The 23,924-nt window shown below is 73.9% G+C and carries 22 protein-coding genes and 1 riboswitch; of the genes, 8 read left to right on the top strand and 14 right to left on the bottom strand.

The window, feature by feature from the left end:
• Positions 1-241 precede the first annotated feature (241 nt).
• The 6 genes from JYK04_RS15100 to JYK04_RS15075 all read right to left on the bottom strand — a co-directional run bounded on the left by JYK04_RS15100 (position 242) and on the right by JYK04_RS15075 (position 7,845).
• Positions 242-1,153, bottom strand: coding sequence for an ECF transporter S component (locus JYK04_RS15100; RefSeq protein ID WP_229876923.1), 912 nt, complete (start codon positions 1,151-1,153; stop codon positions 242-244).
• Positions 1,150-3,057, bottom strand: a complete 1,908-nt coding sequence (locus JYK04_RS15095) for an ABC transporter ATP-binding protein (protein ID WP_189747765.1) — start codon at positions 3,055-3,057, stop codon at positions 1,150-1,152. The genes JYK04_RS15100 and JYK04_RS15095 overlap by 4 nt, the downstream gene beginning before the upstream one ends.
• Positions 3,054-4,214 (bottom strand): energy-coupling factor transporter transmembrane component T, encoded by a 1,161-nt coding sequence (locus JYK04_RS15090; protein WP_189747866.1) that lies wholly within the window; start codon positions 4,212-4,214, stop codon positions 3,054-3,056. The genes JYK04_RS15095 and JYK04_RS15090 overlap by 4 nt, the downstream gene beginning before the upstream one ends.
• A 281-nt stretch (positions 4,215-4,495) precedes the next feature.
• On the bottom strand, positions 4,496-5,146 hold the full coding sequence (locus tag JYK04_RS15085; protein WP_189747766.1) for an SCO2322 family protein: 651 nt from the start codon (positions 5,144-5,146) through the stop codon (positions 4,496-4,498).
• Positions 5,146-6,399, bottom strand: a complete 1,254-nt coding sequence (locus JYK04_RS15080) for an SCO2321 family membrane protein (protein ID WP_189747768.1) — start codon at positions 6,397-6,399, stop codon at positions 5,146-5,148. The genes JYK04_RS15085 and JYK04_RS15080 overlap by 1 nt, the downstream gene beginning before the upstream one ends.
• Positions 6,400-6,537: 138 nt before the next feature.
• Positions 6,538-6,607: riboswitch (cobalamin riboswitch) on the bottom strand.
• A gap of 83 nt (positions 6,608-6,690) precedes the next feature.
• Complete coding sequence (locus tag JYK04_RS15075; protein WP_229876924.1) at positions 6,691-7,845, bottom strand: Strvi_7410 family MBL fold metallo-hydrolase; 1,155 nt, start codon at positions 7,843-7,845, stop codon at positions 6,691-6,693.
• A gap of 195 nt (positions 7,846-8,040) precedes the next feature.
• Between JYK04_RS15075 and JYK04_RS15070 the strand changes: the two genes are divergently transcribed.
• The 3 genes from JYK04_RS15070 to JYK04_RS15060 all read left to right on the top strand — a co-directional run bounded on the left by JYK04_RS15070 (position 8,041) and on the right by JYK04_RS15060 (position 10,962).
• Complete coding sequence (locus tag JYK04_RS15070; protein WP_189747770.1) at positions 8,041-9,519, top strand: aldehyde dehydrogenase; 1,479 nt, start codon at positions 8,041-8,043, stop codon at positions 9,517-9,519.
• On the top strand, positions 9,519-9,752 hold the full coding sequence (locus tag JYK04_RS15065; protein ID WP_189747771.1) for a ferredoxin: 234 nt from the start codon (positions 9,519-9,521) through the stop codon (positions 9,750-9,752). The genes JYK04_RS15070 and JYK04_RS15065 overlap by 1 nt, the downstream gene beginning before the upstream one ends.
• A gap of 199 nt (positions 9,753-9,951) precedes the next feature.
• Positions 9,952-10,962 carry a hypothetical protein gene (locus JYK04_RS15060; RefSeq protein WP_189747773.1) on the top strand — a complete coding sequence of 337 codons (1,011 nt, stop codon included), beginning with the start codon at positions 9,952-9,954 and terminating at the stop codon, positions 10,960-10,962.
• A 104-nt stretch (positions 10,963-11,066) separates the two neighbouring features.
• Here JYK04_RS15060 and JYK04_RS15055 read toward each other — a convergent pair whose 3' ends face one another.
• Positions 11,067-11,690: a TetR family transcriptional regulator gene (locus JYK04_RS15055; protein WP_189747775.1), complete on the bottom strand. Its 624-nt coding sequence runs from the start codon at positions 11,688-11,690 to the stop codon at positions 11,067-11,069.
• A gap of 218 nt (positions 11,691-11,908) precedes the next feature.
• On the opposite strand from JYK04_RS15055, the gene JYK04_RS15050 reads away from it, so the two are divergent.
• The 3 genes from JYK04_RS15050 (at position 11,909) to JYK04_RS15040 (ending at position 15,115) form a co-directional block, all read left to right on the top strand.
• A complete protein-coding gene (locus JYK04_RS15050; RefSeq protein ID WP_189747777.1) occupies positions 11,909-13,228 on the top strand; it encodes a glycosyltransferase family 4 protein in 1,320 nt (439 codons plus the stop codon).
• A gap of 73 nt (positions 13,229-13,301) precedes the next feature.
• The gene (locus JYK04_RS15045; protein ID WP_189747779.1) at positions 13,302-14,036 is read left to right on the top strand and encodes a class I SAM-dependent methyltransferase; all 735 of its coding nucleotides are present in this window, start codon (positions 13,302-13,304) and stop codon (positions 14,034-14,036) included.
• Entirely contained in the window at positions 14,033-15,115 is a 1,083-nt protein-coding gene (locus tag JYK04_RS15040) for a prenyltransferase/squalene oxidase repeat-containing protein (RefSeq protein WP_189747781.1), read from the top strand. Before JYK04_RS15045 ends, JYK04_RS15040 begins: the two co-directional genes overlap by 4 nt.
• Positions 15,116-15,128: 13 nt before the next feature.
• Here JYK04_RS15040 and JYK04_RS15035 read toward each other — a convergent pair whose 3' ends face one another.
• Positions 15,129-15,431, bottom strand: a complete 303-nt coding sequence (locus JYK04_RS15035) for a hypothetical protein (protein WP_094744912.1) — start codon at positions 15,429-15,431, stop codon at positions 15,129-15,131.
• A gap of 178 nt (positions 15,432-15,609) precedes the next feature.
• Here JYK04_RS15035 and JYK04_RS15030 point away from each other — a divergent pair, with 178 nt between their 5' ends.
• Together JYK04_RS15030 and JYK04_RS15025 are read left to right on the top strand one after the other, a co-directional pair.
• On the top strand, positions 15,610-16,179 hold the full coding sequence (locus JYK04_RS15030) for a hypothetical protein (RefSeq protein ID WP_189747871.1): 570 nt from the start codon (positions 15,610-15,612) through the stop codon (positions 16,177-16,179).
• 542 nt (positions 16,180-16,721) lie between these two features.
• Positions 16,722-17,108: a hypothetical protein gene (locus JYK04_RS15025; protein WP_189747783.1), complete on the top strand. Its 387-nt coding sequence runs from the start codon at positions 16,722-16,724 to the stop codon at positions 17,106-17,108.
• A 6-nt stretch (positions 17,109-17,114) separates the two neighbouring features.
• On the opposite strand, the gene JYK04_RS15020 is transcribed toward JYK04_RS15025, so the two are convergent.
• The 6 genes from JYK04_RS15020 to JYK04_RS14995 all read right to left on the bottom strand — a co-directional run bounded on the left by JYK04_RS15020 (position 17,115) and on the right by JYK04_RS14995 (position 23,815).
• Positions 17,115-17,837 carry a dienelactone hydrolase family protein gene (locus JYK04_RS15020; protein WP_189747785.1) on the bottom strand — a complete coding sequence of 241 codons (723 nt, stop codon included), beginning with the start codon at positions 17,835-17,837 and terminating at the stop codon, positions 17,115-17,117.
• Positions 17,838-18,024: 187 nt separating this feature from the next.
• Complete coding sequence (locus tag JYK04_RS15015; RefSeq protein ID WP_189747787.1) at positions 18,025-19,035, bottom strand: LLM class F420-dependent oxidoreductase; 1,011 nt, start codon at positions 19,033-19,035, stop codon at positions 18,025-18,027.
• Between the two features lie 100 nt (positions 19,036-19,135).
• The gene (locus tag JYK04_RS15010; RefSeq protein ID WP_189747788.1) at positions 19,136-19,966 is read right to left on the bottom strand and encodes a DUF5336 domain-containing protein; all 831 of its coding nucleotides are present in this window, start codon (positions 19,964-19,966) and stop codon (positions 19,136-19,138) included.
• A gap of 157 nt (positions 19,967-20,123) precedes the next feature.
• Complete coding sequence (locus tag JYK04_RS15005) at positions 20,124-21,113, bottom strand: N-acetylmuramoyl-L-alanine amidase (protein ID WP_189747790.1); 990 nt, start codon at positions 21,111-21,113, stop codon at positions 20,124-20,126.
• Positions 21,114-21,239: 126 nt separating this feature from the next.
• Complete coding sequence (locus JYK04_RS15000; protein ID WP_189747792.1) at positions 21,240-21,881, bottom strand: class I SAM-dependent methyltransferase; 642 nt, start codon at positions 21,879-21,881, stop codon at positions 21,240-21,242.
• A 95-nt stretch (positions 21,882-21,976) separates the two neighbouring features.
• The gene (locus JYK04_RS14995; RefSeq protein ID WP_189747794.1) at positions 21,977-23,815 is read right to left on the bottom strand and encodes a serine/threonine-protein kinase; all 1,839 of its coding nucleotides are present in this window, start codon (positions 23,813-23,815) and stop codon (positions 21,977-21,979) included.
• Positions 23,816-23,924 lie beyond the last annotated feature (109 nt).

The following is a 23,924-nucleotide window of genomic DNA, read 5'->3' as shown; positions in this document are numbered from 1 at the left end:
GACATGCCGAAGACATGCGTGAGCCACTCACGCGGTGGAGAGGGGTTCGTCGGCGGAGGGTGAAGTACCCCTGCCGCCTTGCGACTCATCCAGTTCTACAGACGCCCCGACGCCCTGGCAAAGGTCCGGCTTACTAGTGGACCTCGCAGCGGGAGCCCCACCGACCGTCCGCAGGGGAGGGTCCGGGGGCTCCGAGGCCTACTAGCCGGATTCGTATGTGACCCAGGTCCTATGGGGCGGGTCACCGGGGGAGGCCCCGAATGTCACCCTCCGCTGCCGTTCGTACCCTTCCCGAAGGCGGGTTCGCCCGCGGTCGAGGCCCCCGGATCGAAGGAGACGGGGGGGCGAAGGCAGCTTTGCGGGTCGCCCGGCGCAGCGCCTTCAGCAGGGTCGCCCCGAGGGCGAGGGTCAGTACGACCGTCAGTACGGCCCGGCCCAGGTCCCAGCCCACCGAGGTCGCCAGGCAGTACGCGGCGAACCGCGCCAGGTTCGCGGCCACCGGCTCCCCCGGATGGAAGGAGATGCCCTGGCCCATGCCCTGCAGCAGCACCCAGCCCTGCAGGTTCATGACCGTGCCGTACGCGAACGAGCCCGCGAAGCCGTACGAGGCCAGCATCAGCAGCTCCGCCCGGCCCCGGATCCTCTCCGGGCCCGGCAGCAGCCCGGCCCCCAGCGCGAACCAGCCCATCGCCAGCATCTGGAACGGCATCCACGGCCCGACCCCGCCCGTCAGCAGGGCGGAGGCGAACATCGTCACCGAGCCCAGGACGAAGCCGAAGCCGGGACCGAGGACCCGCGCGCTGAGCACCATCAGGAAGAACATGGGCTCCAGCCCGGCCGTACCCGCGCCCAGCGGTCTCAGCGCCGCCCCGACGGCGGCGAGCACACCGAGCATCGCCACCGCCTTCGCGTCCATGCCGTTGTCGGCGATGGTCGCGACGACCACCGCCACCAGCAGCGGGAGGAGCGCGGCGAAGAGCCAGGGGGCGTCCTGCGCGTGCGCGAGGCCCGACCCGCGGTCGGCGAGCAGCGGCCAGCCGAAGGCCGCGATGCCGATGAGGGTGACGAGGACCAGAGTGACGGCGGCGCGGGGGCCGATCCGGACGGGGCGGGAGGGACGGGCGGGACGGCCGGGACGGGCGGGGCGGTTCACGGGGCCTCCGCCGCGTCCAGGGCCTCGGCGACCTGGCGCACGGTGAGCCAGGGGTCCGGGGCGAGGACCTTCGCCACCTGCGGCGCGAAGGCGGGCGAGGAGACGACGACCTCGGCGGTCGGGCCGTCCGCGACGATCTCCCCGCCGGCCAGGATCACCACGCGGTGGGCCAGCTCGGCGGCGAGCTCCACGTCGTGGGTGGCCAGGACGATGGCGTGGCCGTCGGCGGCCAGGCCGCGCAGGATCTCGACCAGGCGGACCTTGGCGGCGTAGTCCAGGCCGCGGGTGGGCTCGTCCAGGAGCAGCAGGGCGGGTCGGCCGGTGAGGACGAGGGCCAGGGCGAGGGCCAGGCGCTGGCCCTCGGAGAGGTCGCGCGGGTGGATGTCGTCGGGTACGTCCGGAAGCAGCGCGGAGACGAGGTCCCGGCAGGTGCCGGGGGGCGCGGCGGCGTCGGAGTCGGCGGCGGCGCACTCGGCGGCGACCGTGTCGGCGTAGAGGAGGTCGCGGGGTTCCTGCGGAACGAGGCCGACGCGGCGCACCATCTCGGGCGGTGCCGTGCGGTGGGGGGTGCGGCCGCCGACGGTCACCTCGCCGGTGGTGGGGGTGACCGTACCGACGAGGGTGGAGAGGAGGGTGGACTTGCCGGCGCCGTTGCGGCCCATGAGGGCGATGGTTTCGCCCGGGGCCACGGTGAGGGTGATGTCGTGCAGGGCCTGTACGCGGCCGCGGCGGACGGTGACCCGGTGGACCTCGGCCGGGGCCTCCCGGGGGGCGGGGGCGGAGTCGGGGCTCGGCCGGCCGCGGCGGAGCAGGCGCGAGAGCAGCCCGGGGGCTCCGGCGACGGGGGCTCCGCCCCCGGACCCCCGCGCCTCAAACGCCGGCGAGGCTGGAATCGCCTCAAACGCCGACGGGGCTGGGTTTGCCTCAGGCGCCGGCGGGGCTGGGATCGCCTCAAACGCCGGCGGGGCTGGAACGGGCGGGGCCGGAAGTTTCAGCCCCGCCGGCGTTTGAGGCGCGGGGTCCGGGGCGGAGCCCTGGGAAGCGGCGGGGTGGGCGGGCCCGGACAGGCGGTCCGGGATGCCTGGCGCAGCGGACAGGCGGGCCACCAGCGGAGCGGCTCGGCGGCGGGCGTCGCGGACCGAGAGGGGGAGCGGGGACCAGCCCGCGAGGCGGCCCAGGGAGACCACCGGCGGGTGGACCGGGGAGACGGCCATGATCTCGGCCGGGGTGCCGATGACCGGGGCCGCGCCCGGCGACGGCAGGAGCAGGACCCGGTCGGCGTACTGGACGACCCGCTCCAGCCGGTGCTCCGCCATCAGCACGGTCGTGCCCAGGTCGTGCACCAGGCGCTGCAGGACCGCGAGGACCTCCTCCGCCGCCGCCGGGTCGAGCGCGGACGTCGGCTCGTCCAGCACCAGCACCCGCGGGTGCGGGGTGAGGACCGAGCCGATCGCCACCCGCTGCTGCTGGCCGCCGGACAGCGTCGCGATCGGCCGGTCGCGCAGCTCGTTCAGGCCCAGCAGGTCCAGGGTCTCCTCCACCCGGCGGCGCATCACCGCAGGCGGCAGGCCCAGCGACTCCATGCCGTAGGCGAGCTCGTCCTCGACCACGTCCGTCACGAAGTGCGCGAGGGGGTCCTGGCCGACCGTGCCGACCACGTCCGCGAGCTCGCGCGGCTCGTGGGTGCGCGTGTCCCGGCCGGCGACCGTGACCCGGCCCCGCAGGGTGCCGCCCGTGAAGTGCGGGACCAGTCCGGAGACCGTCCCCAGCAGGGTGGACTTGCCGACACCAGACGGGCCGACCAGCAGCGTCAGCTCCCCCTCGGGGATCACCAGGTCGACGCCCCGCAGGGAGGGGGCGGACGCGCCCTCGTAGACGACCGACACCTGCTCGAAGCGGATCACTGCGACGCCTCCTTGGGCGGTACGGGTGCCACGAAGGCGGGCAGCAGGCCGATCAGGATCGCGGCCGTCGGCCACAGCGGGAGCGTGGGGGCCGCCAGCGGGACCACGCCCGGGTGCAGGGCGGCGGGGTCGACGGAACCGGCGTGGATCAGCAGGGCGGCCACGGCCGCGCCCGATCCGGCGACCAGCCAGGCGCGCGGCCCCCAGCGGTCGGGCCGGTAGCGGGTCCGCACCGACCGGCGGCCGCCCAGGCGCAGGCCGGCGACGGCCAGGGCCGCGCCGACGCCGAGCACGGGCAGCCCGTACGCGGCGCCCTGCGCGGCGAGCAGGCCGTACGTGCCCGCGCACATGCCGATGAGGCCGCCGAGGGTGAGGGCGTTGGTGGTGTGCCGGACGGCGGGCGGGACCTCGGCGGTACGGCCGTAGCCGCGCGCGTCCATCGATGCGGCGATGGCGACGGAGCGTTCCAGAGCGCCCTCCAGGACCGGCAGGCCGATCTGGAGGATGGCCTTCACCCCGCCCGTGGGCCGGCCGCGCAGCCGGCGGGCGGTCCGCAGGCGCACGACGTCGGCGACCATGTTCGGCGCGAAGGTCATGGCGACGACGACGGCGACCCCGGCCTCGTACAGGGCGGCCGGGAGGGACTTCAGCAGCCGCGCCGGATTGGCGAGGGCGTTCGCGGCGCCGACGCACACCAGGAGCGTGGCCAGCTTCAGCCCGTCGTAGAAGGCGAAGACGAGCTGCTCGGCGGTGACGCGGCCGCCGAAGCGGATGCCCTGGGCCCAGGCCGGGAGCGGGATCTCCGGGAGGGTGAAGAGGGGGTGCGTACCGGGGAGGGGGGAGCCGAGGAGCACGGAGAAGAGCAGGCGCAGGCCGATGACGAAGAGGCCGAGTTTGAGGAAGGCGCCGTAGGAACGGGCCCAGGGCGCGTCGGTGCGGCGGGCCGCGACCACGTACCCGGCGACGCCGACGAGCAGCCCGAGCAGCAGCGGGTTGGTGGTGCGGGAGGCGGCGGTGGCGAGGCCGAGGGCCCACAGCCACCAGGCCCCCGCGTGCAGGGCGGTGGCCCGGCCGGCCTGCGGGGGTTTCCACTTTTCGTACGTCGACCGGTGCGCGGGGACCTGCGCCCCGGCCGGGCTCCGCCGGGCCGGGGGCAGGCCGCCGGGTGCGCGGTGGGCCTGCGGCCACGCCCGGCGGGTACCGGCGCCCGTGCCCGTGCCCGTGGCCGTGGCCGTGGCGCGGGTCGCCCCGGCGGCCGGCTTGCCGTCGGCGGAGAGGGGCGCGGCCCGGCGGGTACCGGTGCTTGTGGTGCGGGTCGCCGGGGTGGTTGGCGTGCCCTCATTGCCGGTGCCGGTGGTGGGCGCGGTCCGGGGGGCGCCGGTGTGCGTGGTGGTCGGCTCGGCGTCGTCGCCGGGGTGCGCCGCGGCGCCGGGGCCGGTCATCGGGTGCGGCGGCGGGACTGCCAGATGCCAGCCGCTGCCAGGGCGGCCACCGCGGCGATGCCGGCGAGCAGGCCCGCGGACGGGCCCCCGCCGGATTCCGGAGCGGCGGAGGGTTCGGGCGCTGCCGAGGACTCCGCGACCTGGTCACCGCAGCCCTGCTTCGGGTAGCCGGAGATCGCGCACAGCAGCGCCGCACTGTTGTAGCGCAGCGGCTTGGCGACCGAGGCCAGGGCCTCGGCCGTCGTGGCCTCGGGGGCCACCTGGGCGCACGCCGTGCGCGGGGCGGCCTCGGGCGGGACGTCGCCCGCCGGGGCGTCCTGCGGGACGCCGAAGTCGATGACGAGTGCCACCCGCTTGGTGCCCTCCGTCGGGGCGGTCGTCCCGCAGACGGCCTCGAAGTCGGCCGCCGCGCGCGGCTGGGCCGCCTGTGCCGCCGCGTCCTTGCTCACCGAGAAGCGGAAGCCCTGGACGGCGCCGTCCGCGGGGCGGGCCATCGAGGGGCCCTGGGTGGCGTAGGACCACCGGCCGCCCGCCGAGCCGTCCCAGAACGACCAGTAGCGGTAGCCGGCCGCCAGCGCCGGGGCGGCGGCCAGCAGGGCCAGGGTGATTCCGAGAGCGAGGGCCACGGCGGGCAGGCGGCGGCGCATCAGGAGTGGTTCTTCTTCCGGCGGCCGCTCAGCAGGATGCCGATGCCGACACCGGCCGCGGCGCACGAACCGACGATCCACCAGACGTTCTGGCCGCCGGAGGGCTTCTCCTTCTTGCTGTCCACCTTCGTCGCTTCGGTGTCCGCGCCCTGCGGGGCCGGGCCGGTCGCGTTCAGCGCGGCGACGAGGTCGGTGCCGCCGAAGGACTTCGGGTCGTTGCCGGTCGCGTGGGTGGCGAGGACGAGGGTGCCCAGGGCGGCCGGGCTGCCCTTCGCCCACTCGGCGGAGTTGGTCTCCAGCCACTTCAGGGCGCCCGCCGCCGACTCCTTGTGGCCGGCGGCGGCCAGGGCCAGTACCGCGTCGACGGTGTTGCCGGTGTCGGGGGTGGGCTGGTCCGCGCCCGGGGTGACGGCCATGAGGTGGCCGTCCTTCTTGAGGGCCTCGGCCAGGTAGCCGGCCGCGCCCTGGGCGGCGGCCACCGGGTCGGCGGCGTTCGCGGCCGGGCAGGCCAGTGGGGCGGCGGGGGTGTTCTCGGCGGACGGGACGACGGCCGCGCCCTTGCCGAGGCCGGCCAGGGCGGCGGCGGCCGTGGCGTCGGCGTTGGCGAGGAGCTTGCCGTCGGCCGGCTGGTAGGCGAAGGCGCCCCGGTCGGCGGCCGGCTCGGCGGCGCAGCCCAGCTGGAAGGGGAGCAGGCCCTCGTAGGCCGACTTGCCCGCCTTGGACCTGATCTCGGCCGGCTTCTCGCCCGCCACGGCCAGGGCGCTGATCACCACGGCGGTGGAGTTGGCGTCGCTGGGGGAGCCGGGCACGTAGCTCCAGCCGCCGTCCTCGTTCTGGACGGACTTCAGCCAGTCCACGCTCTTCTTGACGTCCCCGTCGTGGCCGCCGAGCGCCTTCAGGGCCTGCACGGCCGCCGCGGTGGCGTTCGTGTCGTACATCGTGTTCGCGTCGCACGCCACGGCGGGGTTCGCGCGGAAGGAGGGGAAGCCGCCGGTCTGGCACTGCTGGCCGAGCAGCCAGACCACGGCCTCGCGGGCGGGCTCGACATCGACGGTGTGCTGGGCGAGCAGCGCGAAGGACTGCCGCCACACGCCGTCGTAGGTGGGGTCGCTCTTGCCGTACAGACCGGAGGGGATGACCGGGGGCGCGGAGGGGGAGGCGGGCGGCGCGGTGTCGGCGAGGGCTGCGGGGGCGGCGCCCACGCAGAGCACGGCGGAGGCGGCGAGCGCGGCTGCGCTGCGACGGACGTTCATAGGGGGGTGGTGCCTCTCGTACGGGGGAACCGGCAGCAGGCACGCACAGGCACCGGGCTCCGGCTCCGTTTACCTCGACGGTGCCGGCCGCCGGGGCTCCGGCGGCACGAGCCGCGCACCTTCGGCACGGGGCATTCCGGCTCCCCGCCCGGGCGGTGCCGGGGGTGGGTCACGGTTGCGGGTCAGCGCCGGAATTGCACCGGCTTCCCCCCGTACAGAGGTGTGGACGACAGGTTCACTCTACCGGCCCGTAACCGGCGGGCCCCTGGGGGCGCAGGGGCCGGGCGCCCCTTACACGGCCCGGTACGTCACCGGGTCCGTGCCCGGCACCGCCTCGGCGCGGCCCTGTTTCACCAGCCGCCGCACGTGGGCTTCCGCCTCGGAGACGGCGATGTTGCGGGAGCCGTACGGGATCTGCTCCCAGGGCCGGTTCCACTCCATCCGCTCGGCCAGGCCCCACGGGGTCAGCGGCTCGGCCAGCAGCGTCCACAGGCCCCTCAGCCGTTCCTCGTGGTGGTCGAGGAGCTCCCGTACGCGGGCGGGTGCGTCGGTGAAGGCGTGCTGGTGGGCGGGGAGCACCTCGGCGGGTCCGAGGCGGCCGATGCGTTCGAGGGAGTCGAGGTAGTCGCCGAGGGGGTCGGTGACGCGGGTGTCCTCCGGGGCCTCGTACAGGCCGATGTGGGGGGAGATCCCGGGCAGCAGGTGGTCCCCGGAGAAGAGGCGGCCGTTCCCGGGGAGGTTCGCCGGGTGGGATTCCTCCAGGTGCAGGCAGACGTGGCCGGGGGTGTGGCCTGGGGTCCAGATCGCGCGCAGCCGGCGCCCGGCGAGGGGGAGCAGTTCGGCGGGGACGATCTCCCGGTCGGGGACGGCGGCGCGCAGGCCGGGCAGGGTCCGCATGCGGCCGCTCGCGCGGGCGGCGCGCAGCGGGGCGATGTGTTCCTCGGGGGCTCCGGCTGCGGCGAGTTTGGCGCTCATGTAGTCGAACCAGACGCCGGGTTCGGAGGAGCGGGTCCGTACGACGACCTCGGTGTCGGCGGCGTGCATGGCGATCCAGGCGCCGGAGGCCTCGCGGACCTGGCCGGAGAGGCCGTGGTGGTCGGGGTGGTGGTGGGTGATGACCACCCCGTGGATGTCGGTGACGGCGGTGCCGAGTGCGGCGAGGCCGGCGGCGAGGGTGTCCCAGGAGGCGGGGTCGTCCCAGCCGGTGTCGACGAGGACCGGGCCGCGGTCGGTGTCGAGGACGTGGACGAGGGTGTGTCCGAGGGGGTTGTCGGGGATGGGGACCTTGATGGCCCACACGCCGCCGCCGTGATCGGTGACGTGTGGTGTGTCGCCGGTGACCGGCGACGTGTCCTGCGCGTCTGGGGACGTGTCCTCCGTGACCGGCGACGTGTGCTCCGCGCCTGGCGGCGTGTCTCCCGTGACCTGTGGCGTGTCCTCCGTCATGCGCCCGCCCTCCCCTGTCGCCGCCCCCGGACGAGAACGTGTTCCAGTAGTAGCCCAAGTCGACCACTTTCCGGGCTCCCTGACTAGTCGTTCGATCTTCTCCACCGCACCGACGGAGGTTCAGTCCTGGCCGTGGACTCCTCTAACTAGAACTGGTATCAGTTCTGGAACGTCAAGCCGCAGGAGGCCTCAGCCATGACCGAGCTCGTGGAACACGGAAAGCTGTTCATCGGCGGGGAGTGGACGGATCCGCTGGGCACCGACAGGATCCGGATCGTCTCCCCCCACACCGAGCAGGTCATCGGCTCCGTCCCGCACGCCTCGAAGGCGGACGTCGACCGCGCCGTCGCCGTCGCGCGCACGGCGTTCGACGAGGGGCCCTGGCCGCGGATGACCCTGGACGAGCGGATCGCCGTCGTCTCCCGGATCAAGGACGCCATCGCCGTCCGGCACGAGGAGATAGCCCGCTCGATCAGCTCCCAGAACGGCTCCCCGTACTCCTGGAGCGTCCTCGCCCAGGCGCTCGGCCCGATGATGGTCTACGACGCCGCGATCACGGTCGCCCGCGCCTACCCGTACGAGGAGCACCGCCAGGGCGTGCTCGGCCCGATCCTGGTGCGCCGGGAGCCGGTGGGCGTGGTCGCCGCCGTCATCCCGTGGAACGTCCCGCAGTTCGTGGCGGCGGCCAAGCTGGCGCCCGCCCTCCTGACCGGCTCGACGGTGATCCTCAAGCCGTCGCCCGAGGCGCCGCTCGACTCCTACATCCTGGCCGACATCGCGCGCGAGGCCGGACTCCCCGAGGGCGTGCTGTCGATCCTGCCCGCCGACCGCGAGGTCAGCGAGTACCTCGTCGGGCACCCCGGCATCGACAAGGTCGCCTTCACCGGCTCGGTCGCGGCCGGCAAGCGCGTGATGGAGGTCGCCGCCCGCAACCTCACCCGCGTCACCCTCGAACTCGGCGGCAAGTCGGCGGCCGTGGTCCTCCCGGACGCCGACGTGGCGACCGCGGTGGCCGGGATCGTGCCCGCGGCCTGGATGAACAACGGCCAGGCGTGCGTCGCCCAGACCCGCATCCTCGCCCCCCGCAGCCGGTACGAGGAGGTGGCCGAGGCCCTCGCGGCGGCGGCCGGCGCGCTCGTCGTCGGCGACCCGCTCGACCCGGCGACCCAGCTCGGCCCGCTGGTCGCGAAGCGGCAGCAGCAGCGCTCGCTGGACTACATCCGCATCGGGCAGGAGGAGGGTGCGAAGGTCCTGGCGGGCGGCGGCCGCCCGGCGGGCCTGGAGCAGGGCTGGTACGTGGAGCCCACCCTCTTCGGTGACGTCGACAACTCCATGCGGATCGCCCGCGAGGAGATCTTCGGCCCGGTCGTCTGCCTGATCCCCTACGGGGACGAGGCCGAGGCGGTACGGGTGGCCAACGACTCGGACTTCGGCCTCAGCGGCAGCGTCTGGACCGCCGACGTCGAGCGCGGCATCGACTTCGCCCGCCGGATCCGCACCGGCACCTTCAACGTGAACACCTTCAGCCTCGACATGCTGGGGCCGTTCGGCGGCTACAAGAACAGCGGCCTGGGGCGGGAGTTCGGCCCGGAGGGCCTGAGCGAGTACCTGGAGCACAAGATGATCCACCTCCCGGCCGCGTATTCATCCGGCGCAGGCGAGGCGGGTGCCTGATGGGTGACCGCTGGCAGGTCGAGGTGGACCGGGGGGTCTGCATCGGCTCGGGCATGTGCGTGAACCACGCCCCGGACGGCTTCGTCCTGGACACGGCACGCCAGTCCCACCCGCGCACCGCCGAGTCGGACGCGAACGAGCCGATCCTCGCGGCGGCGGAGGGCTGCCCGGTGGAGGCCATCCTGATCACCCTGGCGGCGACGGGCGAGCCGGTCTTCCCGCCGGAGGAGTAGGGGAGCGGGGGCAGGGGCGGGGGCAGGAGCGGGGGCAGGGGCGGGACGGTCGGATGCGCCCCGCCCTGCCGCATGATCGGCCGTTGTCCGCTCCGTTGTCGATGTTGCATACTCCGCTGCGCTCGTATCTCGAACAGACGGGCGGACGAGTTCGATGACGGGAACCTCAGTGGCCCAGCCTCAGTTGGTTGATTCATCCGTGTCCATACCCATCCTCTACACGGTGGCTGCGGTTGTGGTGCTGTGCTTCCTCCTGGCCGCCCTCATACCCCCACGGCCCCTGAACGGGCGTCTGGCCGGGCCCGATCCGCAGCTCCAGCGCGCGCTCAAGGCCGTGCGCGGTGGAGCGTGGCAGCCCGCGGCCGACCTCATGGAGGCGGCCGGAACCGACTGGGAGCGCCGTACGTACTACGCCGGGCACCTGGCGTACTCGGCCGCGTACGACGGTGACGGCTGGCTGAAGGCCTGGCAGGCGGCCGCCCCGGACGACCCCGACGCGATCTTGGTCGCCGGGTGTACGCACGTGAAGCGGGCATGGCGGCTGCGCGGGTTCCGGTCGGCGAGTCTGACGTCCCAGCAGCAGTTCGCCGGCTTCCACCAGGAGCTCGCCGCGGCGCGCGTGGAGCTGGCGCACGCCGCACGCCGCTGTCCGGGAGATCCGACGCCGCTGGCCGGGATGGTCACGGTCGGGCGCGGGCTGGCCTTCTCCAAGGACGAGATGGGCGCGTTGCTGGCCGAGGTCGAGGCAGCCTCGCCGCACCACTTCGGCGCCCACTACTCCGCATTGCTGTACTTCTGCAGCAAGTGGAGTGGTTCCCGGGCCGAGGTGGAGGAGTTCGCGGCGCGCGCGGCCCGGCAGGCGCCGCGTGGAAGCCTGCTGGCGCTCCTGCCCCTGCTCGCGTGGTACGAGGAAGTGGACCTGGTGGGCGACCCCGCGGGCCTGTTCGGTACGCCGCACGTCGTCGCGCTCGTGGACGCGGCGCTGGAGGACGTCGGAGCGGCAGAAGGTCACCCGAACCTGCCGGAGGCGCGGCACCTGCTCGCCTACTTCCTCGTCCGGCAGCACCGCTACCGCGCGGCCCTGGAGCAGTTCCGACAGGTCGACGGCTATGTGAACGCCATCCCGTGGAGCTACCGCCCGTGGGGCAAGCTCTCCTACCGGCTGCACCGTGCCCGGGCCGTATGGGGAGCCCTGCTCACACGGCGGTGAGGAGTGGGGCGGGGCGGGGGCTCCCGCCCCCCGAAGCCACTCTGCCCCCATCCGACCCGGTCAGACCCCGGCCCCGGCCCCGACCCCGATCCGCAGCGGCGGCTTCAGGCCTTTTCCGGGGACGTCAGGTCGATCAGGCGGCACACCGTTTCGATGTCGATCTTGACCTGGGCGATCGAGGCGCGGCCGGAAAGCCACGTGATCAGTGCCGAGTGCCAGGTGTGCTCGATGACCCGGACCGCCGAGAGCTGCTCCGCCGTCGGCGGCTTCTCCAGGCCCATCGCGTCCAGGATGATCGCCGTGGTCAGCCGGGACACCGTGTCCACCTCGGGGCTCACGCTCCGGTCCGCGAACGTCAGTGCCCGCACCATCGCGTCGGCCAGCTGGGGCTCCCGCTGGAGGGCGCGGAAGGCCCGCATCAGGGTCTCCGCGACCCGCGCCGCGGGGTCGTCCCCGGCCGGCGGCCGCTTGCGCAGCGTGGTGTGCATGTGCTGGAGCTGGTCCTGCATGGTGGCGACGAGCAGGTGCACCTTGGAGGGGAAGTAGCGGTAGAGCGTGCCCAGGGCCACCCCCGCCGCCTCCGCGACCTCGCGCATCTGGACGGCGTCGAATCCGCCCCGGCTGGCCAGCTGGGCGCTGGCGTGCAGGATCCGGCGGCGGCGGGCCTCCTGGCGTTCCGTCAGGGGAGGCGACGCCGGTGTGGTGACGGCCTTCACTTCCGCTGTCATGGCTCCCGTTCCGTGTCGTTGCGCGGGCTGAATCCGGGCTGGTCCGCGGCCAGCATGGCAGGCGCCGGAGCCGTGGCGCGAATCACCTGCTCCGCCTCTTACGGTGTAGTTTCCGGCCGGTAGATTCAATGGTCTTCGACGGATCAAGTCTGAAACTTGTTCTACATTATCCGAGCGGTTACGCTCCGGCGAAAGTTGCAGGGAGAAGGGGGCCGAGAGTGACCGCTGAGGCCATGGTGACGAGCCCTTTCGCGGGTTCCGCCGCCGACGGCGACCGCCCGCTGCGCATCGCACTCCTCACCTATAAGGGGAACCCGTTCTGCGGCGGCCAGGGCGTCTACGTCCGCCACCTCGCGCGCGAACTCGTACAGCTGGGGCACTCCGTCGAGGTCATCGGCGCGCAGCCCTACCCCGTGCTCGACACGGGCGCCACGCTCACCGAGCTCCCGAGCCTGGACCTGTACCGCAGCCCGGACCCCTTCCGCACGCCGGGGCGCGACGAGTACCGGGACTGGATCGACGCCGTCGAGGTCGCCACCATGTGGACCGGCGGCTTCCCCGAGCCGCTGACCTTCTCGCTGCGCGCCCGCCGCCATCTGGCCGCGCGCGCCGGTGACTTCGACGTCATCCACGACAACCAGACGCTCGGGTACGGCCTCCTCGCCGACCTCGGCGCCCCGCTGGTCACGACGATCCACCACCCCATCACCGTCGACCGCAAGCTCGACCTCGACGCCGCGCAGGGCCGGCTGAAGCGGGCCTCCGTGCGCCGCTGGTACGCCTTCACCCGCATGCAGGGCCGCGTGGCCCGCCGGCTCCCGTCCGTGCTCACCGTCTCCGGGTCCTCCAAGCAGGAGATCGCCCAGCACCTGGGCGTCCGCGACGAGCGCATCCACGTCGTGCACATCGGCGCCGACACCGACCTCTGGTCGCCCGACCCGTCCGTGGCCGAGGTGCCGGGCCGCATCGTCACCACCTCCAGCGCCGACGTGCCGCTCAAGGGGCTCGTGTACCTCGTCGAGGCGCTCGCGAAGCTGCGCACCGAGCAGCCCGACGCGCACCTCGTCGTCGTCGGCAAGCGTGCCGAGCAGGGCCCGGTCGCCCGCGCCATCGAGACGTACGGCCTCCAGGACGCGGTCCGCTTCGTCAAGGGCATCACCGACGCCGAGCTCGTCGACCTCGTCCGCAGTGCCCAGATCGCCTGCGTGCCCTCCCTCTACGAAGGCTTCTCGCTGCCGGCGGCCGAAGCCATGGCCACCGGCACCCCGCTCGTCGCCACCACCGGCGGCGCGATCCCCGAGGTCGCCGGACCCGACGGCGAGACCTGCCTCGCGGTGCCCCCGGGCGACGCGGGCGCGCTGGCCGGCGCACTGGGCCGGATGCTCGGCGATCCGGAGCTGCGGGCCCGCCTCGGCGCCGCCGGGCGCGAACGGGTCCTGACCCGGTTCACCTGGGCCGCGGCCGCCCGCGGCACCGTCGCGCACTACCGCGCCGCCATCGAGCAGGCCGCCGCCGCCCCTACCCGCCGGGCGCGCTGACCCTCTGCTTCCTCCGCTTCCTCCGCTTGCTCCCCATCCCCGAACACCCCCGCGACCGCGAAGGCAGGACCCCGTGCTGACCGTCGATTTCTCCCGGTTCCCGCTCGCCGCAGGCGACCGCGTACTCGACCTGGGCTGCGGCGCAGGCCGGCACGCCTTCGAGTGCTACCGGAGAGGCGCCCAGGTGGTCGCCGTCGACCGCAACGGCGAGGAGATCCGCGAGGTCGCCAAGTGGTTCGCCGCGATGAAGGAGGCCGGTGAGGCCCCCGCCGGGGCCACCGCCACCGCCATGGAGGGCGACGCGCTCGCGCTGCCCTTCCCCGACGACTCCTTCGACGTCGTCATCATCTCCGAGGTGATGGAGCACATCCACGACGACAAGGGCGTGCTCGCCGAAATGGTGCGCGTGCTCAAGCCCGGCGGGCGCATCGCCATCACCGTGCCGCGCTACGGCCCCGAGAAGATCTGCTGGGCGCTCTCCGACGCCTACCACGAGGTCGAGGGCGGCCACATCCGCATCTACAAGGCGGACGAGCTGCTCGGCAAGATGAAGGCCGCGGGCCTCAAGCCGTACGGCACGCACCACGCGCACGGGCTGCACTCCCCGTACTGGTGGCTCAAGTGCGCCTTCGGCGTCGACAACGACAAGGCGCTGCCCGTCAAGGCGTACCACAAGCTCCTGGTCTGGGACATCATGAAGAAGCCGCTGGCCACGCGGCTCGCCGAGCAGGCCCTGAACCCGCTCATCGGCAAGAGCTTCGTGGCGTACGCGACCAAGCCCCACCTCCCCGTAGGCGCGACCCAGTGAGCTCGCCGGGGCGCACCGAACACCTGGTCCTGGACGGCGTACTGACGGCCGAGGAGGCCGCCCTGACGGTGGCGGGCATCCTCGCCGCGCAGCGCGCCGACGGCGCCATACCGTGGTTCCGCGGGCACCACCTCGACCCGTGGGACCACACCGAGGCCGCGATGGCGCTCGACGCGGCCGGTGAGCACGAGGCCGCGGAGCGGGCGTACGTGTGGCTGGCCCGGCACCAGAACCAGGACGGTTCCTGGTACGCGGCCTACGCCGACCGGCCCGACGGCGTGGACACCACGGAGCCGCAGGACGCGAGCCGCGAGAGCAACTTCACCGCGTACATAGCCGTCGGCGTGTGGCACCACTACCTCTCCACCGGCGACGACACCTTCCTGGACCGCATGTGGCCGGCCGTCTACGCGGCCGTGGAGTGCGTCCTGACGCTCCAGCAGCCGGGCGGCGAGATCGGCTGGAAGCGGGAGGAGGACGGCACGGCCGTCACCGACGCCCTCCTGACCGGCTCCTCCTCCATCCACCAGGCACTGCGCTGCGCGCTGGCCATCGCCGAGCACCGCGAGGAGCCGCAGCCCGACTGGGAACTCGCGGCGGGCGCGCTGCGGCACGCCATCCGGCGCCATCCGGAGCGGTTCCTCGACAAGGACCACTACTCGATGGACTGGTACTACCCGGTCCTCGGCGGGGCCCTGACCGGCTCCGAGGCCAAGGCGCGCATCGACGGGCGCTGGGACGAGTTCGTGGTCCCGGACCTGGGTGTGCGCTGCGTGCTGCCCAACCCGTGGGTGACGGGCGGCGAGTCCTGCGAGCTGGCGCTCGCGCTGTGGGCGACGGGGGAGTCGGACCGGGCGCTGGAGATCCTGCGCTCGATCACCCACCTGCGCGCGGACAACGGCATGTACTGGACGGGGTACGTGTTCCAGGACGACGCCGTCTGGCCGGTGGAGCAGACCACCTGGACGGCCGGGTCGCTGCTGCTCGCCGTCGCGGCGCTCGGCGGGGACGAGGCCACCACCGAGGTGTTCGGCGGGACCTCGCTCCCGGCCGGGCTGGAGCCGGACTGCTGCGGCTGACCGGGCGGCCGGCTCAGCGGCGGTAGAGCCAGCCGGCCACGGCGTGGCCGACGAGGAGGTAGGCGACGGCGGCGATGCCGTAGCCGATGACGACCTGGACCCACGCGCGGCTGAAGGTGAACAGGTCGTAGGACCAGGCCGCGAGCCAGGAGGCGACGTCGTGGACGAGGTCGACCAGGGCGTTGCCCTGGTTGGCCTCCAGCAGGAAGAGCAGGATCCAGAGTCCGATGACGAAGGCGAGCACGTCCGCCACCAGTGCGACGGCGCGGCCTGCCTGACTGCTTCCCCGGGTGCGTACTCGTGTGTGAGTGCTCATGCGGCGCGTGTTGCCGCTCCGACGTGTCGTAAACCCGAACGGGCGCCCCCGGGTGGTGGAGCCGGGGGTCCGGGGTGAGGCTGCGGGAGACGCCTCATTCCCGGAGGGAACCGTGCCCGTACCCACGACAGTCCGACTCCGCCGCGCCCTTGCGGCGGTGGTCCTGTCCACCGCGCTGATGGTCGGCGCCACCGCATGCGGCAGTGGCGGGAACGGCCCGCGCGAGGAGCTCTCCGCCGCGTCGATGGGGGAGCTGGCCGCCCTCGCGGCGGCGGAGCCCGTCGCCGCCGAGGCCGACGAACTGGCCGCCGCGACGCCGTCGCCCAGTACGTCGGCGGAGAAGCAGAAGTTCGCCAAGACGCGCTTCGTCGCCAACGCGGGCCTCGCGGCGGGTGCGACGTACCAGTGGATCGTCAAGCCGTACCGCGCGGGCAAGTTCAAGAAGGGTGCCAAGGGGCGCACCTTCGCGCTGATCAAGGCGGGCCTCGCGGGCGCGTTCGCGTACAACCGGCTCAAGGCGGCGGCGGAGAACGCGAAGGGCGACCCGCTGCTGGCGAAGGCGGTGGCCCCGCTCACGGCGGGCATCGAGTCCCTCAAGGGCCTCGGCAGCAAGCTGCGCAAGGGGCAGGCGGGTGACGGTGACATCGGCGCCTTCGACAGCGTCATCAGCAGCGTGAAGGAAGCGGGCCAGAGCGCGGGTGCGACGGTGACGGACAAGGTCCCGAGCGTGTCGCAGCTCGGCGGCTAGCCCGTTGCCCCGGCCGGGCGGTGCCCTTGCCCTGGCCGGGCGGTGCGGGTCCCTTGCCGGGTGCGGCCCGTGGCCGCGCCTCAATCGCCGGCGGGGCTGGGTTGTGCCGCCTGGGCGGGGTCGGTTGCGGGGGCGGGGGTGCGGTGCCGCCGGGGGGTGTCTCCTCGGCTCGCGCCTGACTGGCCATCTCGGCCGTACCCGGTGGTTGCGCGCTCGTCCTGCGGGGACACCCCCCACCGTCCCCGCACCCCCACCCCGGCCGAGCCCCCCGGCCGTGGGGTGGGGACACTCCGGGGGCTCCCCGCAGGACGAGCGCGCAACCCGGGCCGTACGGCAGGACCACGGCCGCCTGGCGCGAGCCGAGGAGAGCCCCCGGAGGGGCCCCGCCCCAACCGAAGCCAAACCCAGCCCCGCCGGCGTTTGAGGCGCGACCACCGGGCCGCACCCGGAAACGCACCCGCACCGCCCGGCCAGGGCAACGGCACCGCCCGGCCAGGGCAACGGCGGGGTCTGGGCCGTACCGGGACTGGTTCAATGGGTGGGTGATCGAGATCGTGGGGGTCGTGCTCGGCGCCGTGGTGGCCGGGTGGCTGCTGAGGCGCAAGCATCGTGCGCGGACGGCCGCCGGCCCCGTGGCCGGGATTCCCTGCATGGCCCGGATCCCGGCCGGGGAAGGCCGCTGGCGGATGGGCCGGGTGTACGGGGACCAGGGCACGGCCCGGTGGGTTCCGCGGCGCGGGGAGCCCGTCGCGCTGCCCGGCGGGCGGGCCACCGGGATCCGGGTCCCCTCCGTGAAGGAGGGGATCTCCATCAACCCCGGCTCACGGATCGTCAGCTGCGCCTACGACGGCGGCGGGAGCATCGAGATCGCCGTCATGCCGCTGGACGTGCGGGAGCTGCTGGAGGCCGTACCGCAGGCCGGATCCTGACCGGCCCTATTTCAGGTGCCGGTCGAAGAACCGGTTGCCGTCCTCCACCTCGAACCACGGGGTACCGGTGTGTCCGCCCAGGTTGGCGTGCAGGGTCTTCTCCGTGGCGCCGAAGGCGTCGAACAGGTCCAGGGCGCGTTGCCGGGGGTTGCCTTCGTCGTCCCACTGCAGCAGGAACAGCAGTGGAACGGTGACCTGCCGGGCCTCCTCGCGCTGGGCGCGGGGCACGTACCCCCCGGCGAAGAGACCGGCGGCCGCGATGCGCGGTTCGGCCACCGCCAGGCGGATGCCGAGGGCGGTCCACCCCGAGTACCCGACCGGGCCGCCGATCTCGGGCAGCGCCAGGAGGGCGTCCAAGGTGGTCCGCCATTCCGGGACCGCGTTCTCGACCAGCGGGCCGATGAAGGACTCGAAGATCTCGTCGACCGGCTCACCGGCCTGCATCGCCCGGCGGAGCTCGGCGCGGGCCTGCTCGTCGGCTGCGGAACGGGGCCGGTCACCGCACCCGGAGGCGTCGATGCTGGCCACCGCGTAGCCGTGCGCCGCGGAGTGCCGGGCCCGGGCCACCAGTCGGGCCGCCCCCTTGGGCAGGCCGTTGTTGTGGGCCATGAGGATCAGCGGGACCGGTGCGGAGGATGCGGGCGTCCACAGGGTGCCGGGGATCTCGCCGAGGGTGAATTCGCGTGCGAGGACGCCGTCGTCGAGGAGCTGTTCGGAAGTGAACTGCATGGTCGTGCCTTTCGGGAGTGCGCGTGATCGGCGCTCCCGGACGACCTGCCTAGCGTCCGACCGTGACCCCGGAGGGGAGCACCCATGTCGATACTGCGTTCACGGGTACCACCTCCTCGTTCTCTCGCACGGCCTCCGGAAACGTAGCAGCGGCCGCCGGGGTCCGCCAAGCGGGTTTCGCGGGCACTCAGCTGTTGAGCTCCGCCAGGACGCGCAGGGTGTGGGGGTCCGGGGCGGTCAGGAGGAGGTCGGTCACCGGGCCCTTGCGCCAGAGGTCCAGGCGTTCGGCGATCCGTTCCCGGGGGCCGATGAGCGAGATCTCGTCGGCGAACTCGTCCGGTACGGCCAGGACCGCCTCTTCCTTGCGGCCCGCGAGGAAGAGTTCCTGGATGCGGCGGGCCTCCTCCTCGTAGCCCATGCGGGCCATCAGGTCGGCGTGGAAGTTGCGGGCCGCGTGGCCCATGCCGCCGATGTAGAAGCCGAGCATCGCCTTGACCGGGAGCAGTCCCTCCGCGACGTCGTCGCAGACCTTGGCGCGGGCCATCGGCGCGATCATGAAGCCCTCGGGGAGGTCGGTGAGGGAGGCCTGGTAGACGTCGGTGCGGGTCGGGGACCAGTACAGGGGGAGCCAGCCGTCGGCGATCCGGGTGGTCTGGGCGATGTTCTTCGGGCCCTCCGCGCCGAGGAGGAGCGGCAGGTCCGTCCGCAGCGGGTGGGTGATGGGCTTCAGGGGTTTGCCGATGCCGGTGCCGTCCTCGCCGCGGTACGGGTGGCTGTGGAAGCGGCCGTCCAGGGCGACCGGGCCTTCGCGGCGCAGCACCTGCCGGACGACGTCCACGTACTCGCGGGTGGCGGTGAGCGGTGAGGAGGGGAAGGGGCGCCCGTACCAGCCCTCGACGACCTGTGGTCCGGACAGGCCGAGGCCGAGCATCATCCGGCCGCCGGAGAGGTGGTCCAGGGTCAGGGCGTGCATGGCCGTGGCGGTCGGGGTGCGGGCGGCCATCTGCGCGATGGCGGTGCCGAGGCGGATCCGCGAGGTGTGCGCGGCGATCCAGGTCAGCGGGGTGAAGGCGTCCGAGCCCCAGGCTTCGGCGGTCCACACCGAGTGGTAGCCGAGGTTCTCGGCCTCGGTGGCGAGGTCGAGGTGGGCGGGGGCGGGGCCGCGGCCCCAGTAGCCGAGTGCGAGTCCGAGGCGCATCTGCGGTCCCTTCAGAATCTGACGAGGCGTCAGGTGACTGTAGGGCAACGGCCCCCCGCCCGGAAGGGCGGGGGGCCGTCGGCCTCGGTCCGGGTGGCGGTCAGCCGCGCTGGATGCCCGAGGTGTCGTTCAGCACGCCGCGGCGGCCGTCCTGGGTCTGGGCGATCAGAGTGGCCGCGCCACGCTGCTCGACGGCCAGGTACCAGGTGCCCGGGGCGAGTTCCGCGATCGGGGTCGGGGAGCCGTCCTCCGCGTAGAGGGGACGGGCCACCGGCACCGCGAACCAGAACGGCGTGAAGTCCGCCGCCGGGGCCGGGGCCGGGGCCGGGGTGTGCTGGGAGTCCTGCGGACCGGGACCCGGGGCCGGGTTCGGCGTACCGCCGTACGGCGGGACCGGCTGCGGCGTGGAACCGTACGGGGTCTGCTGCGCGCCCGGGTAGCCGTACCCGGCCCCCGGCTGCGGCTGGCCCGGCTGGCCGCCGTACGGCGGGACGGCGGCGGGACGCGGCTCCGGGACGAGCTGGCCGGCGAGCGCCGGGATCTTCGTACCGGCGATGGCCACACCGGCCAGGGCCAGCGTGGCGAGCAGGGCGAGGATGGAACCCGCGCCCAGGTCGAGCACGTCCGGGCAGGCGATGAGCGCCCACAGCGACGACCAGGCGGCGGAGACGGCGAGCACGGTGCCCCACGCCGTCAGCGGCAGGGCGGCCAGCTTGCGCTCCGGCTGGAAGCGCGACGCGATCAGCAGGCCGGCGGCGATGAAGCCGAGCAGGAAGATGCTGGGGAGCGTCAGGTGGTTGGAGTCGAGGTCCCACACGCTCGGCCGGTCGATACCGGTCGCGGAGTAGAAATCGAGGAACGAGGCGATGAACAGCAGCGCCGCTGCTCCGATCACCACGCCGTCGCCTCGAGTGAGGGAGCGGATGTTCACGTCTTAGGTGTCCTTCTCGGTCTCGGTCGTCGTCGTCTCGTGGTGCCGCGGTCGCAGAACGTGCCTGCAGCAGGGCGGGCGGCACCATGGTACGGAGGTTTCCGACGGCCGAGATGATCGGGGCGGCGGGTGGTCCCGCCGGACTCCCGAGGGGGGACTACCCGCCGAGGAAGCCGACGATGCCGTCCGCGATGCCCTGGGCCGCCTTCTGCCGCCACTCCGGACTCGTCAGCTGCGCCGCGTCCTTGGCGTCACGCATGTTGCCGCATTCGATGAACACCTTGGGCCGAGTCGACAGGTTCAGTCCGCCGAGGTCGTCGCGGACGACCAAACCGGTACCGCTGCCGAGGTAGTTGGCGGGGGCCGAGCCGGTGGTGCGGGCGAAGTTCCCGGCGATCCGCTCGCCCAGCTCCCGGGACGGTCCGACGATCTTCGCGGTGTCCGCGGCGCCGCCCTTGACCTTGGCCGGGAGGATGATGTGGAAGCCGCGGTTGCCCGCCGAGACCCCGTCGGCGTGGACGGACACGACGGCGTCGGCCTTCGCCTCGTTGCCGATGCGGGCGCGCTCGGTGATGCAGGGCCCCCACGGGCGGTCGGCCTGGTGGGTCAGGACCACCTTGGCCCCCTGGGCCTCCAGGGCGGTCCGCAGGCGCCGGGAGACGTCGAGGGTGAAGTCCGCCTCCTTGTAGCCGGCGTTGGTGGTGGTGCCGGTGGTGTCGCACTCCTTGTGGCCCGTGCCGATGTCGACCTGCTGGTCGATCTCGTCGGTGTGCTCGAAGTTTCCGGCGTTGTGGCCGGGGTCGACGACCACGGTCCTGCCGGTGAGCGGGCCCTTGGCGGGTGCGGGTGCGGGCGCTGCCGCGGTGGTGCTCTGACTGGCGCTGGGGCTCTCGCTCGGGGTGGAGCCCGGCTTCGCGTCCCGCTGGCCCGGTGACATGGCCGAGTGCGAGGCGGACAGCGGCACCGGGCGGGACTGCCCGTCGGACCCCGTCCCGGCGAACGCCTGGGTCAGGACCCAGCCCGCCAGAGCGGCCGGGGCGAGCGCGGCAACCCCGACGACGAGCGTGGAGCGCCGGGTGAACCAGGACCGGTCCGGGTCGATGGAGGAGCCGGACTCGGGGGGCGGGGGGCTGTTGTCGTTGCGCACGCCGCGATGCTAGACCCGGCTCCCGGCGCCCGTCCGGACCGTAGGCCATCCGAAGGCGTGGTGCGATTGTCTGCCCGGCGTTCACCAGGTCGGACGACCGGCCTGGTCAGCGTGCCCCCCTGACCCTCAGATACTGCCGCCCGTGCGCCGCAGCACGCGCAGCGAGTCGGTGACGGAGATCTCCTCGAAGGCGCCCGACGCCAGAGCCCGCAGGTAGATCCGGTACGGGGCCTGGCCGCCGTCGGCCGGGTCCGGGAAGACGTCGTGGATGACGAGCGTGCCGCCCTCCGCGACGTGCGGGGCCCAGCCCTCGTAGTCGCCGCTCGCGTGCTCGTCCGTGTGACCGCCGTCGATGAAGACGAAGCCGAGCTTGCCGCCCCAGGCGGCCGCGACCTGCGGGGACCGGCCGACGATCGCGATCACGTGGTCCTCCAGCCCGGCCTTGTGCAGGGTCCGGCGGAAGGTCGGCAGGGTGTCCATCAGCCCGACCTCCGGGTCCACGACCGTCGGGTCGTGGTACTCCCAGCCCGGCTGCTGCTCCTCGCTGCCCCGGTGGTGGTCGACGGTGATCGCCGCCACGCCGGCCTCGCGGGCGGCGTCGGCGAGCAGGATGGTGGAGCGGCCGCAGTACGTGCCGACCTCCAGCAGCGGCAGCCCGAGCGCCCCGGCCGCGGCGGCCGCCTCGTACAGGGCGAGGCCCTCGCGTACGGGCATGAACCCCTTGGCGGCCTCGAAGGCGGCGAGGGTCTCCGGCTTGGGGGTGGCCATGGTTCCTCCGGCGGTGATCGTGTGTGGCGGCCCATGGTGCCCTACCCGCTGGTAGGACGCTACGGCCGGGGGTGCGCTCGTACGCCGCCGCCCGGTCAGCGTCCGAACAGCCGGGACAGGCCGCCCGCCCCGCCCGTTCCCTCGGCCCGCCGCTGCTCCCGTACGGCACGCCGGAAGTCCGCCCGGGTGTCGGAGACCTCCTGGGCCAGGTCCTGCATGCCGGGGAGGAAGGGGAGCCGGCGCAGCAACGGGTTCAAGTGCGCCAGGGCGGCCGCCGGATCGCCCGCCTCGCCGATGGCGCGGAGCACCCGGTGGGCCACTTCCGGACTGCCGCGCTCGGCGAGTTCGGCGAGGTCGGGGAAGAGCCGCCAGTACAGGAGCGCGGCGCCGGCGACGTCACCGACCAGCCAGGCGTCGTGGGCCAGCCTGCGCCGCACGTCCAGCAGGACCGGGCTGTCGGCGGTCAGGGCCCATTCCAGATCGGGCAGCAGCGGCCCCAGCCAGGCGCGTTCGCTCAGCGCGCGCTCCCGGCTGCGCGCGTCCCACTGGCCGTCGCGGGCGTGGGCGCCCCGGTGCATGGCCGACGCGAGGTGGTAGCGGGCGGTCAGCGTGACCAGGGCGTGCGTGCCGAACGCCCGCGTCGCCTGCTCGACGATCTCGCGCAGCTCCTGCTCGTGCCGGCGGCCGTCCCCGGGCCCGAAGGCCGCCGCCTCGCCGACCCAGGCGGCGCGCCCGGTGATCGTGTCCGGGTGCTCCAGGCCCAGGACCCGCACCATGCGCGGCAGCAGGCGTTCCAGATCGGTCGTCCTGGACGGCCCCGGGGCCCGCATCACGCGGTGGTAGGCGGCCCGCACCGTCAGGGGGTCCTGCGCGCCGAGCTCCTCGGTCAGGTCGTCGGTCAGCATCCGCAGCCGCTGCACGACGTCGGGCGGTTCGTCCTCCAGCAGCACCGTCAGCCTGCGCTCCAGCATCGTGCGGACCGGATCGGGGGCCGCGGTGTGCACGGTCGGGGCGTACGACGGCGGGGGCGGGAAGGGCATCGCCGGTGCCGGCACGGGTTCGGGGGCGGCTGCGGGTACGGGTTCGGGCTCGGGGGCCTCGCTCCGGGCGATCTCCGCCAGCCGCCGGGACACCTCGGCCGCGTCCGCGGGCCGGTCCGCCGGGTCCTTCGCGAGCAGCTCCAGCACGAGGGAGTCCAGCGCGGCCGGCAGCCCCTCCCGCAGCGAACTCGGCGCGGGCGGCGCCGTCGTGAGGTGCTGGGCGAGCAGCTCGTGCATCTCGTGCGCGGCGAAGGGACGGGTGCCGGTCAGCAGTTCCGTCAGCACGCAGCCCAGGGCGTAGAGGTCGGCCCGCCCGTCGACGGGCACGCCGTTCGCCCCGCCCGTCCACCGCTCGGGGGCCATGTACGGGAAGGAGCCGATGATCATGCCGGTGGCCGTCAGCCCCGTCGTGGTGACGGCGCCGCTGCCGCTCCCGGCCTTGGCGATGCCGAAGTCGAGCACCTTCGTCAGCCCGCCGTCGGTGACCATCACGTTGGCCGGCTTGACGTCCCGGTGGACGATCCCGGCGGCGTGGGCCGCCCCCAGCGCGTCCGCGATGCGCCCGGCCCACTCCAGGGCGTCCGCGAGCGGCGGCACGCCGGCTTCCAGCACCTCGGCCAGGCTGCGGCCGCGGAGCAGCTCCATGACGAGGTAGACGGCGTCGCGCCCCTCGCGTTCGGTGCGCCCGAAGTCGTGGATGGTGGCGATGTTGGGATGCGCGAGGTTCCCGGCGAGGCTGGCCTCCCGCTCGAAACGGCGGGTGTCCTCCGGCGTCTGTGGGTATCCGATCTTGACGGCGACCTGGCGGCCCACCCGGCTGTCCTCGGCCCGCCACACCTCGCCGAAGCCGCCCCGGCCGAGCAACTCGGCCAGCGCGTACCGGTCTTCGATCACTTCCCGCACCTGCCAGGCCCCCGTCGCCTCAAGATCAGTCCGGCAGAGCATTATCGCCGCATACGTGCGGAGCGGCCGACGACCGCTTCTGACCGACCGTGACCGATCG

The sequence above is a fragment of the Streptomyces nojiriensis genome (assembly GCF_017639205.1).
Lineage (GTDB): Bacteria > Actinomycetota > Actinomycetes > Streptomycetales > Streptomycetaceae > Streptomyces > Streptomyces nojiriensis.
This window is presented reverse-complemented; position numbering and strand designations above follow the sequence as displayed.